The sequence below is a fragment of the Enterococcus sp. S53 genome, from assembly GCF_016516865.1.
Lineage (GTDB): Bacteria > Bacillota > Bacilli > Lactobacillales > Enterococcaceae > Enterococcus_D > Enterococcus_D innesii.
The window spans coordinates 1-15,492 of sequence record NZ_JACVUH010000010.1; the positions used below are offsets into that span (position 1 = coordinate 1).

Sequence of the window (15,492 nt, forward strand, 5' to 3'; positions counted from 1 at the left end):
CGGTTACTACGCTCCCTATGGTCGCCTAGTACTGTTCATCATCTGCTCTGTTCCGCTTTGCGGACCAATCGCAGTGATTCACAGCAAAAAACACGTCCGTCCCTGGCAAGGGACGAACGTGTTCGTGGTACCACCCAAATTTAATTGTCATTTTGACAATTCTTTGATGATCGGTAACGGGATCAGGCGTCGTTCTCTACTCGAGTCTTTGAAAAGTCAGCTCTTTCAAGAACGCAACTCACAGATGATCTGATTTCTTGCAGGGTTTTATTTGGCTTCCACTCTCCCAAACTCGCTTGAAAAATATAAGAAATTTTTCTGTTCTGTGTCTTAGTTGTTATCTGTTTTGTTCAACTCGTCTAATAAGTTTCTCGCATCATCTAACGTTTTCACTTCAGGGCTTTCACTTACATCAACGATTTTTTCATCTGATTCAACAATGTCCACATCAAATGTTTCCACTGCTTCTGAGTTTACTCCAGAACCATTTTCACTGTCAAGTTCTTTTGACAAAACTTCTCTGATCACTTGGTGGGAATCTTGTACATAGCTTGAAAATGGCGCCAAAATTTCTTCCCATTCAGGGCTCTTCACTTGTTCTAATTGCGTTTGCAACATAACTAATAAGTTGTTATGGAAGACTCTGGTTTTCTTCTTCAAGTCATTTGTTTCTGTCGCCAATTGACGTGCATTATTTGTTGCATCTGTCAAAATCTCTTTGGCTTTTTCTTCTGCTGAGGTCATCAAGGCATGGGCATGTTTTTCTGCAGTAGCAACCATCTCATCCGCACGGTTTTGGGCAGAAGTAACGATTACTTCTGATTCTTTGCTTGCGCTTGTTTTTACTTTATCCGCCGTATCTTGAGCCACGATAATGGATTGGTTCAAGGCGTCTTTCAATTCATTGAAGTATTCGAGTTTTTCTTCTGCATGTTTCAATGATTTCTCTAACTCACGATTGCGTTGAACAGCTTCTTCATAATCACGAACAATCATATCCAAGAAGTCATCGACTTCGTCTTGATTGTAGCCTCTCATTTTTACTGAAAAGTTTTTATTTTGAATGTCTAATGGAGTTAATGCCATATTCTATACACCTCTTTGATTTATTTACGTAATACACCTAATAACAATCTAACTTTTTCTTTTTTCGTGGTTCCTTCTAACCCCTGTATTTGAATCCGACCAAATCCTCTTACTGAAACGATATCCAGTAAATCCAGAACAAAATCTGGTCGTAATGCTTCTGTCCAGTTTACTTTTACTTTTCCTGATTCGATCAACTGTTTCGATCGCTGACGAGAGATGTTGTACACGGCGGAGATCACTGTATCAAGACGCAATGAACTAACCGTTTCTCTTTCCTCGGTCCAGCCATCTTTAGGCACGATCAAATCGGTATATTTCGTTTCTTCCAAACGTACCGATACGTTGCCGATTTTATCCACTTGTAGTTGAATAAAATGACTGACTTCAGTAGCAACGAATACTTGCCATATTTCACCATCGGAAAGAATGTCTCCAAAGTATTCCCTCTTGACTCCAGTCCCCATTAACGTGCCCAAAACTTTTCCATGACTCAAAACCGTAAATTTTTTCGGGTATTGAATCGTAAATAAAGTCATGTCAAACTCATCGGTGGTGGGCTCATAGTAATCAGGATAAATTAAACAGCGTCGTCTTTCAGCAGCTTCGTATCCGCCAAAAAAACGGAAGCTTAAATCCGTTGATTGACGAATCAAGCTTTCTAAGATATACGCTTGTCTTGGATCTAAGAAATCAGTCAAGTATGGCGCATACTGCATTTGCACTTGTTCGATCCATCCTTGAGCGGAATCAATAAAAGGGCGTTCATCGTTTCGAAAATGTTGATAGACATTTGCGTTCACCGATAACCACCCCTTACGTTAAAATAAAATTGATTGTAGGATCAATATCAATGCTTGTGATGCTAGCTGTAAGACAATAATTGCAAATGCAATCGTAAAATCGATACCAGCAAAACTTAATTTCAATCGATCAAATAAACTCAAATACGGTTCACACACTTTTGCCAAGAAACGGCCAAAAGCGGATTGATACCCTCCTGGAAACCAAGACAAAAGTGCATAGATCACTAATAAAATGGTATACAGATAAACAGCATCACTCAGTAATTTAACGAATCTCAAGAATAAAATTGGCGTTCCTCCTCACTTTAGATATCAAAAAAATTGGTATCTGCTAATGTTTGGGCAGTGCCTTCAATTTCCATACCCTTAGGCGTGCAAAGAAAAATTTCATCGCCAACGCGCTTGATATCACCATCTTCAGCGTACACTGTTCCTGTTAAAAAATCAACTATTCGACGAGCTTGGTACTCTTCAATTAAATGAAAATTAACAAGTACAGCATCACCATTGATGACTTGCTTCGCAATCCCCATTGCTTCAGAGTAAACACGTGGTTCTACGATCGTTATTTTTCCTGCCACTTGCGAGGAAGTTTCTTTTGCTTTTGTATCTTTGACTCTCGTATTGGTTCTTTGTTGCGCCATCGGAACGACTTTTTCTTCCGTCTTAGGTACCGATCTTACTCGTTCAGCCGCAGCTGAGGATTGTTGATAAGCAGCAGTTTGAGGTTGCTGTCTGTATTGATAAGCTTGATTTTGTGGTTGACTTGTTGTACGGGTTGCCGCTTGGCCAGATGCATACGTATTCGCGGATGTTCTGGAGGCTGTAGAAGCTCCTCCTTGGTTCACAGCCGGTTTAGATGCTGTTCGTGCCGGTTCTTCAGTGGCATATGTTTCTTCGTAATAATCTTCTTCGTCAGTCAATCCAAAAAAATTGGTCAGTTTCTCTTTGAGCGACATCGGTCAACCTCCTTTTTTATTGAAATAATGCTGTTCCTACACGAATAAATGTTGCGCCTTCTTGGATCGCAATGGGAAAGTCATTACTCATTCCCATACTCGTTTCTAAGCAAGGGGCATGTGTAAGATGCAGGTCAGCGATTTGTTGTTGAATCCTTTTTAATTCTTTAAAAATCTGATGCTGCTCGTCTTTGGAAGCAGTGAGCGGGGCCATCGTCATCAATCCAACAACACGAATTTTATCGAACGAAGCGAGTGCTTCAATAAAAGCCATCACCTCTTCTACGAAAATCCCTTGTTTCGTTGCTTCCTGCGAAACATTTACTTCCACAAAGCAGTTGATCGGATGCTCTGCTCGTTTTTGAATTTCTTGTGCCAGTTTGATTGAATCTAACGCATGGAAAAAATCAATCTCGTTTATAATTGATTTTACCTTTCTACGCTGCAAATTGCCAATAAAATGCCAACGGACATCTGGAAAATCCGTTAATGCTGCTTTTTTTTCAAGTAGTTTTTCTACTCGATTTTCAGCACAATTCCGCACACCATTTTCTAGAAGTTCTCTTGTCGTTTCTGTATCGACGGATTTTGTTACAGCTGTCAAACAGACCTCACTGGCGTTTCTAGAAACAAGAGCACAGGAGTCCTGTATCTCTTGCTGGATCTTGTGCAAGTTCTCAGAAATCATGTGCTCTGCCCCCTAGCGTTTACGACGGAAAAATGGTGGTGTGCTTAATTCGTCGTCATCATTCGAGCGTACTTCATCACGGCTGAAGGTGTCGAATTCTTTCTTTTCTACATTTTCAAATGTGTTTTCTTCTACTTTAGGTCGTACATTTTGTTCTTTACGGATATCCCAATCACCGAAACCGTTGCTTTCCTCTGCTTGCGCAGGGCGTGCTTGGTCCATATCTAATGTGGGTTTTTGTGGGATAGAATGAATTTGGCTTTGGCTTTGTCTGCTAGAGCGAGACCCACGTTCTTTTTTAGAAGGGTCAATGCCAGTTGCAATGACAGTCACACGGATTTCATCGCCTAGGTCTTCGTTGATTGAGGTACCTAAGATAATATTTACATCACCTGTTGCTGCATGAGCGACGATATCAGAAGCATCTTGTGCTTCAAATAAAGTCATATCCAATCCGCCAGTGATGTTCAATAGTACTTGTTCGGCACCATCGATCGAAGTTTCTAGTAATGGTGAAGAGATTGCTTTTTTCGTTGCTTCGATTACACGTTCTTCGCCGCTAGCAACACCAATTCCCATCAAAGCGGTGCCTTGGTTTTCCATCACTGTTTTCACATCAGCGAAGTCCAAGTTAACGTAGCCTGGAGCAGTGATCAAGTCTGAGATCCCTTGAACCCCTTGACGCAAGACATTGTCTGCTTCACGGAATGCTTCAAGCATTGGTGTTTTCTTATCGACAACTTCTAACAAGCGATTGTTCGAGATGATCAATAGTGTATCGACATTCTCTTTCAATTTAGCAATTCCTTCAGCCGCAAAACGGCCGCGTTTTGGTCCTTCAAAAGTAAATGGGCGAGTAACGACACCGACTGTCAATGCGCCGATTTCTTTGGCGATTTTCGCTACGATCGGTGCAGCACCGGTCCCGGTTCCGCCACCCATACCAGCGGTAATGAAAATCATGTCCGCGCCTTCTAATGATTCACGAATAGAATCTTCACTTTCTTCTGCCGCTTTTTGACCAACTTCTGGTTGAGAACCAGCACCAAGACCGCGGGTATATTTAGGGCCTAATTGAATCACTGTTTCTGCTTTTGAATTTTTTAATGCTTGAACGTCAGTGTTGGCCGCAATAAATTCTACGCCTTTGACATTTTCTTCGATCATACGGTTGACTGCGTTGCCGCCACCGCCGCCGACTCCGATGACTTTGATCACAGCGCCGTCATTGATGTTATTATCAATTGAAAATTCCATAGTTTATCTTCCTCCTGAGAATCGTTTTAGATTATTCAAAGATATTTGAGAAGAAATCTTTTACTCGGTTTGTGATCGACTCACCTTTTTTCTCTTCTTCTACTTCTTCATAAGTTTCTTCTGGAGCTTCATATTGTTCGTAATGTACTTCTTGTTGTTGAATAGCAACGGGCTGTTGCGCGACTGTTTTTTCACCGGTGATCGCACTTTTGGCAAGCTGATAGACTTCGCTTAAGTTTGCTGAATAGTCAACGATACTGATTACATTGGTGAATACAGGATTTCTAAGTCCCATATGATTAGGAACGTAAAGCTTAACGTTTGTTTCGAATACTTCTTGAGCAAGATCTACGACACCTGGCAGGCTTGCAGCGCCACCAGTTAAAATCACACCACCTGGTAAATCAAGTCCATCAATTTCGTCTAAGACTTCTTTTGATTTAGTGAAAATTTGTTCCATACGGGCTTCAATGATTTCTGACAAATAGCGTTCATCAATCTTCACAGGTTCTGATTTTCCAATCACATCGACCGGAAATTCTTCGCTAGCTGAAGTTCGTTCAGGATACGCATCCCCATAATTGATCTTCAATGCTTCTGCATTGTTGAAAGAGGTATTTAAAACCGTTGAAATGTCTTTGGTGACAAATTCGCCGCCCTCTTGGTTCACATGAGTAAATTTCAATTGTTTGTCGTGCATCGCAGCTGTCGTTGTTTGGCCGCCACCGATATCGATAACGATCGTGCCAAAATCTTTTTCACCATCAGATAAAATCGATTCTGTCAATGCTAATGGCGTAATGACCACTTCATTGACGATCAGTCCGGATTTTTCCACACACTTACGAATGTTGTGAATGATGGTTTTTGGTCCTGTATAAACCACCCCAAACATTTCTAAGCGAACACCGATCATGCCACGAGGATCTTTGATCCCTTCAAACCCATCCACAGTAAATTCTTGCGGTAAAATAGCAATGATCTGTCTTTCGGGAGGGGTTGAACGTACAAGTGCTGCGGAAGCAACATTGCGGACGTCCTCGTCGGTGATCTCTTTTGATTCACTATTGACCGCGATCATCCCTTGACAATTTTCCACTTCAAGAAGATTGGCTGGTACACCAACACTTACACTGCGAATTTGAATTCCTGCTTTTTCTTCTGCTTGTCTTACTGCTCTTTGAATGGCTTGTACCGTTTTATCGATATCTACAATAATCCCACGGTTGATTCCTTCTGATTTTGCATTTCCTACACCAATGATATTCATTTGGCTGTCAACGTATTCGGCTACTACAACTTTTACAGATGTCGTACCGATATCAAGGCCAACATACATTCCCGTTTTTGCCATGGATGGGGTTCCCTCCTACTTAAATTGGATATATAGCGAACCATCACAGTCCGTTTTTAGAGTTCATTCGAATAATTTGTTCACTGTTACCAATTCTACCATATAATGGCGCTTTTTAGAAACAAGTTAATGAAAAAAACTCTTGAATTTTTCCTAAGAATCACTATCAGCTGTTTGATTTTCGTCTGCATCGTCTTCTTGTGTATTTGAAATAGGATACGTAAAGATCCCAACTTCCATATCCACAATACTGTCCTCGGTCAAATCTTTGGCAATTTGCGGATAATACTGCATTTGACTCACCATATTTGAGATGTTGACGATCACTTGATTGCCATCATTCATAAAGAGAGTCAGCAGCTCATCATTGCTGTCACGGGGGGTGTATTTGATTTGAGAAATGCCATCGCGAATTTCTGAACTTAATTCTTGATAGGCACTGAGTGTCGCTTTGATTTTATCTTCAGCCGAAAAATTTTCTAAAACCGGCAATCCTTCCTCTGGCTGCTCACTGATGTCTTCCAAAACAGCGCCATTTTCCAAAACTGGTGCATAGCCGCCGTCTTTGGCTAATAAAGCCACTTCTTGAAATTCAGTAACAGTGATATCGAAACGATTAATACCAGATAGAGAAATGGAAGCATTTTTTATGCGCGGCAATTCTTTTTTGATTGCGGCCACACTCTGATTCCGTTCAAAAAATTGCGGCCACATCTCTTCATTGACGGCTAGGTCAGAATTTTCGAGAATCGCTTCTGCGGATACTTCTTGATTGCCTTTGACCACCACATTAGCCAAACGACTAAGCGGCGAAACAAAATACAAAACAATCAACAAAGGAATCATCAGTAGACCGATAATCAGCGCTAAGCGGCGAATCAATACCTGATTGCGGTACGCCTTTAGATTAGGCAGCCGATCAGCGAAAGAGCGAGCTTTTTTTTCTGGCTCAGTCACTCCTTCTTTCTCATCGTCTGTTTCTTCTATCGCTTGTTCTGCTTCAAAAAGAGTTTCTTCTGTCAACTCATCTTCATGTGCTTGGGACATGTCTTCTGTTTCATCAGACGCGGATGACGACCAAGCTGGCTGATTGCCTTTTTCTTGCAAATATTTTAGATTTTCTTTTTGCCAAGGGGTCAACTCTTCCGTTGACGAGGGGGTTTGATCATCATGAGGTGTTTTGTCTTTACTAATGATAATCGCTCCTTTCTATCCCACACATTGTACTATTTGATTACCTCTTGCACAAGTCGAAATAATCGTTCCGAGGCATCGCTGATCCCTTGTTCTTTTGAGGCTTTGGCCATCTTACTACGAAGGGCTTCATCTTGCATGATACTATCTACTGCTTCCACGAGGTTTTGGCTGTTTAATTCATGATCGGCAATCATTTTGACTGCTCCTGCATTGGCTAAACTTTGGGCGTTCTTCGTTTGGTGGTCATTGGTCACATAAGGACTTGGAATCAGAATCGCTGGAATCCCTAATGCCGTAAATTCGGCGATCGATGTGGCACCCGCTCGACCAATCAACAAATCGCTATTTGCCATCACTTCTGCCATTTGATCGATATAGGGACGAATACTGATATTAGGAAAGGCATCTTTTGACATCCCAATTTTTTCTTCGATCTCTTTGTAATACCTTTCGCCAGATGCATAAAGTAACTGATACTCTTTTTGAGCAAACAGCGGCAGCGCATCAATGATCGCTTGATTGATTTTCAGAGCTCCTTGACTCCCACCAAAAACTAAGACTGTTTTTTTCGCCGGATTTAAATCGTAAGAAGACAAAATCGTCGACTTTTGACTATTCCGTACTTCTTGACCACGAGGATTGCCCACCAACACCGTTTTCTTCGCTGGAAAGTATTGAGAAGCATCGTGAAAAGCAATGGCGATTTTATCCACATATTTGGTTAGAAATTTATTGGTGATTCCAGGTACACTATTTTGTTCATGAATAATGGTAGGTATTTTCAACTTCGAGGCAGCAAAGACCACGGCGCCGGATACATAGCCGCCGGTGCCGATCACTACATCCGGTTGGAACTCTTTGATGATTTTCTTTGCCGCGTAGTAGCTTTTCATAAAAAGCTGGATCGTTTTTACGTTATCCAAAGATAGCTTACGCTTAAATCCTTGAATCTCTAATGTTTTAAAAGGAATACCTGTTGGAGGGACGATTTTATTCTCTAAGCCCCTTGTTGCACCAATGTATAAAAATTCGGCTGTCGGGTCAATCTCCTTCACGTAATCCACAAAAGACAACGCTGGATAGATGTGTCCGCCAGTACCGCCGCCAGTCACAAGTATTTTCATATCCTTCACTCATTTCTATTTAAGTTCTGCTACTGCCGCCATAAATTTGTCGCCTCGAACTTCAAAATCAGGGTATTGATCCCAACTTGCATTCGCCGGTGACAATAGAATCGTATCTCCAGCAGCACTTAAAGAAAAGGCTAATGGGACGGCTGTTTCAACATTCTCTGTCATTTCAATCGTTTTTACACCAGCTGCTTGAGCAGCAGCGGCTAATTTTTCTTTTGTTTCTCCAAACACAACGATAGCTTTGAGCCCATTTAGTGCTGGAACCAACTCATCAAAGCTGTTGCCACGATCCAATCCGCCTGCCAGTAAGACCAATTTTTCATTGTCAAAACCACCTAAGGCCATTTCTGTTGCTAAGATGTTGGTTGCTTTGGAATCATTGAAAAATTTCACCTGATTGATGGTGGTGACATACTGGGTCCGATGAGGTACACCTGTAAAGGTTTGTAACGCTTGCTTAATGGCTTCGTTTGGCATATCGCAAAGTTTACCGACAGCAATCGCTGCTAATGCATTTTCTATATTATGATCTCCTGGCACGCCAAGTTCATCAGCTGCCATGATCACTTCTTCTTTATAATAGAGGATACCGTCAAGCATGTACGCGCCTGCTACTTTTTCCTTGGTGGAAAAAGGAATGATTTTCGCCTTTGATTTGGCCGACAGTGCTTCTAGTTCTGGTTGGTTCCAGTTAATCACTAAATAATCGTCAGCGGTCATTCGTTGTTGCAAGCGCCATTTTGCTAAGACATATTCCGGGCGACTACCATGGTAATCGATATGGGCTTCATAAATATTCGTGATGACAGCGATTTTCGGCCGCAAGGTATCGATTCCCATCAATTGGAAACTTGAAAGCTCCATCACCAAGCGATCTTCAGGCTTAGCTGTTTGAGCAACGGAACTTGCAGGAAACCCGATATTTCCAGAAAGCAATGCCTGTCCTTTTTCCATTCCAGCATTCAAGACATTGGCGATCATGGTCGTTGTAGTGGTTTTTCCATTCGTACCAGTAATACCGATAATCGGCGCTTCAGAGATTTGATACGCCAGTTCCACTTCCGTAATCACAGGAATTTTTTTCTCTAAAGCTTTTTGGACAAGAGGTTGTGAATAAGGGATCCCTGGATTTTTAACAACTAGGGAGAACCCTTCATCCAATAATTCAATTGGGTGGCTGCCAGTGATCACTTTGACCCCTAAAGCCAAAAGATCTTGTGCTTCTGGATTTTCAGCAAATGGCTTTCCGTCATTAACGGTCACAAGTGCGCCCAAATCATGTAACAATTTGGCCGCACTGAATCCACTACGCGCTAATCCTAGCACAAGAACTTTTTTATTTTGATATGTTGTAATTTTTTTCATTTTCTTCATCTCCTACCATACAAGGGCTATTGTGAGCAACGAGCAACCTAACGCGATACACCAAAATACAGTGTCGATCTTCCACTCAGACCATCCACTCATTTCAAAATGATGATGAATGGGTGACATCTTGAAGATTCGTTTGCCCGTTAATTTGAATGAGGCAACTTGCAGCATCACGCTTGCTGTTTCACAAACATAGACCAATCCGACAAGCAAGAGGGTCCATTCTTGGTGTAAAAGAATCGAGATAGCTGCCAGCAGACCGCCTAAAGCCAGTGAACCGACATCCCCCATGAAAATTTTTGCCGGTTTGCGATTGTAGGGAAAGAAGCCGATCAATCCGCCAATGATCGCAAGACAAACGATCAAAACATCGATTTGATCTTGTCGCCAAGCAATCAGTGCGTATGTTGAAAAAGAAATCGTGCCCAGTCCTGCGACTAGTCCATCGATCCCATCCGTCAAGTTGACTGCATTTGAAAAACCCACAAGCCAAAAAATGACGAACAAGCCATAAAAAATCGATAGCGATACATCGATCCCAAAGAAATTCAGTACATCCGCATTGCCTTCAGATCGGAAAACAAAGTAAAAGACGAGTCCGCCTAAAATCTGTCCAATCAGCTTTTGCAGCGAGTTTAAGCCCATATTTCTTTTGCGGAAAATCTTGATGAAGTCATCAAGAAATCCTAATGCACCATAAACCAAGGTAATGAACAAAAGAATGAACAATGAAGCAGTCAATTGATTTTGCCATGCTCCTACCCAGATGGCAGTGATCATTGCAGAAATCAAAAATACAAACCCACCCATCGTTGGTGTTCCGGCCTTTACATTGTGCCATTTGGGACCGTCACCACGTATTTCCTGTCCGTATTTCTTCATTTGAAAATAGCCGATAAACAAAGGCATTGTGGCTGTTACGATCGCAAAGCCACTTGCCAAAGGTAATATCATCTCTGTCCATTCCATATTGTTCTCTCCTATTTATTCGTTTTCACTTAGTGTAAACTTGATCGATTGCCCCGATAATTCGGTGTAAGGCTCAACGCTTTGTTTGGTACAATAGCCGTCTCCTTCAAAACTAACATCTACATTTAGTAGACTGCCAAATTTAATCAAATCTGCTTTTGACCAGGAAGTTGTATCCGGCATATAGTACTTATCGCTATCGGTAACGAGCAGTACTCGTTCTCCTGGCATGATCGAAGTTCCACTGTCAACCGATTGGGCAATGACTTTTTCACCATCCCCGATGACTATTGGAATCAACCCAGCTTTTTGAACGTCGGTTGCAGCAGATTCTGTATCGAGATTGCGATAATCCCCCACAGTCGTTTCGCTACCAGATGTTGTGCTTTCTTCTAATGCAGAGTTTTTCAGATCCATGACCCGTTTCATCAATGGATTGGCAATCTCACCTAACACGGTACTTTCATGCTTCTCTGGTAGTTTAATGGTCAAATACAAAATATATTCTGGTTCTTCTGAAGGAAACATCAAAACGACAGAATACAGATAATTGGTGCCTCCAGACAAATACTTGCCGGTTGTTGGATCAGCTACTTGGGCCGTCCCGGTTTTCGCAGAAATGTTGTAGCCAGGTAATTCATAAACGCCATAGGCACTTCCGTAATTTTCACTTTCGACAACATCACGCATATATTCGCGAACCTTCGTTGCCGCTTCTTCTGTGATGGGGTGCCCCACCTCTTCAGGTTGCGTGACCGTTTCTTCTCCAGTATTGCCATCAACGATTTTACTAATAAATTGTGGTTTCAGCATCGTTCCATTATTGGCGACCGATGTAAAAGCCTGCATCATTTGGAAATTCGTCACACCAATCGCTTGACCAAAAGAAGTCATCGCCTGGCTGACAGGATTATCTTCTGGGGTGATTCCCGTATTTTCGTTAGGCAATCCTGAATAGGTGCTACGACCAAAGCCAAATTCTTTTAAGTATTGTTGCCAGCGGTCAGCCATTCGCTGTTCCAAGGTCACCATTCCAATATTACTGGACCACGAAAGAGCTTGGCGCATCGTCAAGGTTCCTTTTTGACCAAAGTCCCAGTCATTGATGGTGGCATCATAAAGTTTCAATCCATCAGGGCTTGGGGTAAAAGTTTCGTTCTCATTGAAGATGCCTTGATCGATGGCAGCTGCCGTCGTTAAGATTTTCATGGTGGATCCTGGCTCATAGTTGTCTTCAACCAATAGATTTTGCCAATCATTGATTGAATCCAAATTTTCTGGATTGTAGGTTGGTCGTTGTGCCATCGCTATAATCTCGCCGGTTTTGGCATCCATTAAATTGGCTGTTAAGTTTTCTGGTTTGTTTTCTTTAAAGACACTGTCCATCAGCGTTTCCAAATAGCTTTGGATACGACTATCGATGGTTGTATAGACGTCTTTTCCATCCACCGCTGCGACGGTTTCGGCAACTGTTCCTGGTAGCGGGTTTTGATTGTTATCTTTTTGATAAACAATCTCGCCATCAGTTCCCGATAACACATCATTGTAGGCAGCTTCTAACCCGGTTTTACCGACTAGACCAGTATCGTCGTCATTGGCAACCGCATAGCCGATAAAGTGAGAAGAAAAGACCCCATTCGGATAAAGGCGAGCTGGATGGCTATCAAAATGGAAGCCAGCAATATCTTCTTGTTCCATCGCATCTTCAATCGCATTTTTTTGTTCTAATGTAATATTATTTCCCTTACTCCCAAAAGACACTCGCCACAATTGTTGCTCAAGACCATCCTCTAACGTATTGACTGCTGTCTCTTGATCAATGGACAAGACATCTGACAAGATTTTGGCCAACTTATTGAAGTTTGCTTTTTCTGCAAAGAGATTCTTATTACCATCTTTGTAATTTTGATTTAAAACAGCGTAAATAGAGTATGAGGTCACGTCCTCAGCAATCGGGATTCCATTGCGGTCATAGATCGTTCCTCGTTTCGCCTTGATAACTTCACTGCCCTCATAGAGATTTTTGGTTTTTTCTGCTAATGAAGTCCCCGCAACATCTCCGACAATGACGATATAGCTCAAACGCGTGACAAACAAAAAGAACAATCCAATACTCGTAGCAAACAGAATAATACCTACTTTTTTGCGATTGTTCGTTGTAGTTTGATTGTTCTTTTTTAAGTATTGCTTGAATTTATCTGTTAACTTCATTTAGTCCACTTTCCTTAAATTGCCATCATCGATCGACAATCCATTATCCTCAGCAATCTTTTGGATCCGTTCGGTTTTAGAAAGCTCATTTTTCTCTTGTTCCAACTGTTCTGCTTGTGTCGTTTTTTCACTGATATCCGATTGGATAAGAGAAATATCATGTTCGACTTGGCTGATATTGGTCCGAATATTGATGGTCAAGATCGCCAACGTCAATACAGCGATGATCACAAAGGCAGCAATCAGTTTTTCTAGAGTAGAAATACTTTTTAACCGACGAGCCGGAGATGCTAGTACACGGATGACCTCAGGACGCTGGGGATCAGTAGGCAGTTTTTCAGTTGTCGGTTCAGAGTGATCCAAAGGTTGTGATTCAAATGGTTCTCTGAATTCATAGTCATGAACTTTTAGTTCTGCCATAGTTGTTACCCTTCGCTTTCCTTGATTTTTTCCGCGATTCGTAGTTTCGCACTACGAGAACGATTATTTTCAGCTACTTCTTCCTCAGTAGGAAGCAGTGGTTTTCTTGTTATAAGTTTTAGTGTTGGTTGAAATTCTTCTGGTATCATCGGCAGACCTGGCGGCATGTCCTTCGGTGTACTGTATTCCTTGAACATCGATTTCACGATTCGATCTTCTAAAGAGTGGAACGTGATCACACTGACACGTCCGTTAACTGATAAAAGATGAATTGCTTGTTCAAGAGATTCTTCAATTACACCTAGCTCATCATTGACTGCAATTCGAATGGCTTGGAAAACCCGTTTTGCTGGGTGACCGCCCTTTCTTCTTGCTGGAGCTGGAATGGCTGCTTTGATGATATCGACCAATTCCCCCGTTGTTTCGATGGGATGATCTTGTCTCACCCGCTCGATTTCACGAGCGATTTGTTTTGAGAATTTTTCTTCTCCATAACGGAAGAAGATCTTGACTAATTGATGGTAGTCGAATTGATTGACCACTTCATAGGCAGTCAATGCTGCAGTTTGATCCATCCGCATATCCAGCGGTGCATCTTGGTGGTAGCTAAAGCCACGTTCGGCTTCATCTAATTGGGGTGAGGAAACACCTAAATCGTACAAAATCCCATCGACTCGGCTCACACCGTGTTGATGCAATGCTTCCTTTAAATAGCGAAAATTACTTTTAATAAACGTGACCATCCCTTTAGCAACATATGGTGCTAAACGTTCTTTTGCATGGTCGATGGCGGTTTGGTCTTGATCAAAGGCAAAGAGATGTCCCTCTTCAGATAGTTGTGACAATAGATATTCACTATGACCGGCTCCACCTAATGTACAATCGACATAGACGCCTTCTGGACGAATCTTTAACCCATCAACGGTCTCCTGTAGCATAACGGTGTAGTGTTGAAAATCTGCCATGTGTTTTTTCCTCTTCCTATCAAGCCTATAAGCCAAAGTCGATCATTGTTTCAGCAATTTCATCAAAGTTTTCTTCTGCTTCTTCAGAGAATGCTTGCCAACGCGTTTCATCCCAAATCTCAATCCGGTTTGAAACCCCGATGATCACGCAGCTTTTAGTAAGGTCTGCATGATTTCTCAATGTAACAGGGATATTGATCCGACCTTGTTTATCGATCTCGCACTCTGTTGCAGCAGAATAAAAGAAGCGGACAAATGTCCGAGCATCCTTTTTCGCTAAAGGCATTTCGTTTAGTTTTTCTTCAAGTTTTTCCCATTCAGATAAGGGGTAGCCAAATAAACAGCCATCTAATCCACGTGTCACCACAAATTTTTCTCCGAGTTTTTCTCGTAGTTTTGAAGGGACGATTAGTCGGCCTTTTGCATCTATCGAATGTTGAAATTCTCCCATAAACATCGATAAATAACCCCCGATCTCCACCTGATATTCACAGTCTACCACAATCCCCCACTTTCTACCACAAATTATATGAAATTTGAAAGGGAAGTTGTTTGACTTTTCTTTACCAAATGAACAAAAAGGGAGAAAAAGACTTCTTAGAGTTTTTAAAAAAACTTTAAGAGAAAAAATGGACGTTTATCAATGGTCAAACTACTATAAGTAACTTACAATATTTAAAATGATCAAAACGATATGAAAGATGATCGTAAAGAGGAAAATACTGCGCCAATACATTTTAAAATAGCGACTATATTGGATTTCTTCATAGTAGTACGCCTGAAAGACGGCCAGTAGAATGCCTAATAGAAAAATGGAGATCAAATAGTACAATGTGATCGCTTGATCAAAAGTATATTTTGATAATTGGTGAATCCCCACCATTAAAAATGGTACCGCTAAATCCGGTGCCTTCACATGGAAACGATCACTCAACGAAAGTGCAGAAACGATAAAACGACAAGCAAAATAAACGAGCACAGGAAAAATATACCAAAACAAAACGATTGGATTAAATCCAGACATACAGCAAAATCCTTTCTAACAACTAGTGTCACTATACTTTATTTTCTTTACA

16 protein-coding genes and 1 other annotated feature are annotated in these 15,492 nt (G+C 41.5%); all 16 genes read right to left on the minus strand.

The window, feature by feature from the left end; translation table 11 throughout:
• Positions 1 to 105: 105 nt before the first annotated feature.
• Positions 106 to 335 (minus strand) — a binding site (T-box leader).
• A complete protein-coding gene (locus tag IAE45_RS12425) occupies positions 331 to 1,086 on the minus strand; it encodes a DivIVA domain-containing protein (RefSeq protein ID WP_077453523.1) in 756 nt (251 codons plus the stop codon). It overlaps the preceding feature by 5 nt.
• Positions 1,087 to 1,106: 20 nt before the next feature.
• Positions 1,107 to 1,889: a YlmH family RNA-binding protein gene (locus tag IAE45_RS12430; RefSeq protein ID WP_016613826.1), complete on the minus strand. Its 783-nt coding sequence runs from the start codon at positions 1,887 to 1,889 to the stop codon at positions 1,107 to 1,109.
• Positions 1,890 to 1,907: 18 nt separating this feature from the next.
• Positions 1,908 to 2,171 carry a YggT family protein gene (locus IAE45_RS12435; protein ID WP_005228822.1) on the minus strand — a complete coding sequence of 88 codons (264 nt, stop codon included), beginning with the start codon at positions 2,169 to 2,171 and terminating at the stop codon, positions 1,908 to 1,910.
• 26 nt (positions 2,172 to 2,197) lie between these two features.
• Positions 2,198 to 2,851: a cell division protein SepF gene (locus IAE45_RS12440; protein ID WP_200125930.1), complete on the minus strand. Its 654-nt coding sequence runs from the start codon at positions 2,849 to 2,851 to the stop codon at positions 2,198 to 2,200.
• 16 nt (positions 2,852 to 2,867) lie between these two features.
• Positions 2,868 to 3,539 (minus strand): YggS family pyridoxal phosphate-dependent enzyme, encoded by a 672-nt coding sequence (locus tag IAE45_RS12445; RefSeq protein WP_077453525.1) that lies wholly within the window; start codon positions 3,537 to 3,539, stop codon positions 2,868 to 2,870.
• Between the two features lie 12 nt (positions 3,540 to 3,551).
• Complete coding sequence (gene ftsZ / locus IAE45_RS12450; protein ID WP_005237278.1) at positions 3,552 to 4,796, minus strand: cell division protein FtsZ; 1,245 nt, start codon at positions 4,794 to 4,796, stop codon at positions 3,552 to 3,554.
• A gap of 31 nt (positions 4,797 to 4,827) precedes the next feature.
• A complete protein-coding gene (gene ftsA, locus IAE45_RS12455) occupies positions 4,828 to 6,150 on the minus strand; it encodes a cell division protein FtsA (RefSeq protein WP_081118410.1) in 1,323 nt (440 codons plus the stop codon).
• Between the two features lie 153 nt (positions 6,151 to 6,303).
• Complete coding sequence (locus IAE45_RS12460; RefSeq protein ID WP_096742360.1) at positions 6,304 to 7,290, minus strand: cell division protein FtsQ/DivIB; 987 nt, start codon at positions 7,288 to 7,290, stop codon at positions 6,304 to 6,306.
• Between the two features lie 86 nt (positions 7,291 to 7,376).
• Complete coding sequence (gene murG / locus IAE45_RS12465; RefSeq protein WP_077453529.1) at positions 7,377 to 8,471, minus strand: undecaprenyldiphospho-muramoylpentapeptide beta-N-acetylglucosaminyltransferase; 1,095 nt, start codon at positions 8,469 to 8,471, stop codon at positions 7,377 to 7,379.
• 15 nt (positions 8,472 to 8,486) lie between these two features.
• Positions 8,487 to 9,845: a UDP-N-acetylmuramoyl-L-alanine--D-glutamate ligase gene (murD, locus tag IAE45_RS12470; protein WP_200125932.1), complete on the minus strand. Its 1,359-nt coding sequence runs from the start codon at positions 9,843 to 9,845 to the stop codon at positions 8,487 to 8,489.
• Positions 9,846 to 9,857: 12 nt separating this feature from the next.
• The gene (gene mraY, locus IAE45_RS12475) at positions 9,858 to 10,820 is read right to left on the minus strand and encodes a phospho-N-acetylmuramoyl-pentapeptide-transferase (protein WP_005237283.1); all 963 of its coding nucleotides are present in this window, start codon (positions 10,818 to 10,820) and stop codon (positions 9,858 to 9,860) included.
• 15 nt (positions 10,821 to 10,835) lie between these two features.
• The gene (locus IAE45_RS12480; protein ID WP_142424782.1) at positions 10,836 to 13,031 is read right to left on the minus strand and encodes a penicillin-binding transpeptidase domain-containing protein; all 2,196 of its coding nucleotides are present in this window, start codon (positions 13,029 to 13,031) and stop codon (positions 10,836 to 10,838) included.
• The gene (ftsL, locus tag IAE45_RS12485) at positions 13,032 to 13,451 is read right to left on the minus strand and encodes a cell division protein FtsL (protein WP_200125934.1); all 420 of its coding nucleotides are present in this window, start codon (positions 13,449 to 13,451) and stop codon (positions 13,032 to 13,034) included. It lies immediately after the preceding gene.
• 5 nt (positions 13,452 to 13,456) lie between these two features.
• Entirely contained in the window at positions 13,457 to 14,416 is a 960-nt protein-coding gene (rsmH, locus tag IAE45_RS12490; protein WP_077453533.1) for a 16S rRNA (cytosine(1402)-N(4))-methyltransferase RsmH, read from the minus strand.
• Between the two features lie 25 nt (positions 14,417 to 14,441).
• Positions 14,442 to 14,873 (minus strand): division/cell wall cluster transcriptional repressor MraZ, encoded by a 432-nt coding sequence (mraZ, locus tag IAE45_RS12495; protein WP_005228792.1) that lies wholly within the window; start codon positions 14,871 to 14,873, stop codon positions 14,442 to 14,444.
• Between the two features lie 198 nt (positions 14,874 to 15,071).
• Positions 15,072 to 15,440, minus strand: coding sequence for a DUF3397 domain-containing protein (locus tag IAE45_RS12500; protein WP_077453534.1), 369 nt, complete (start codon positions 15,438 to 15,440; stop codon positions 15,072 to 15,074).
• Between the last annotated feature and the right edge of the window lie 52 nt (positions 15,441 to 15,492).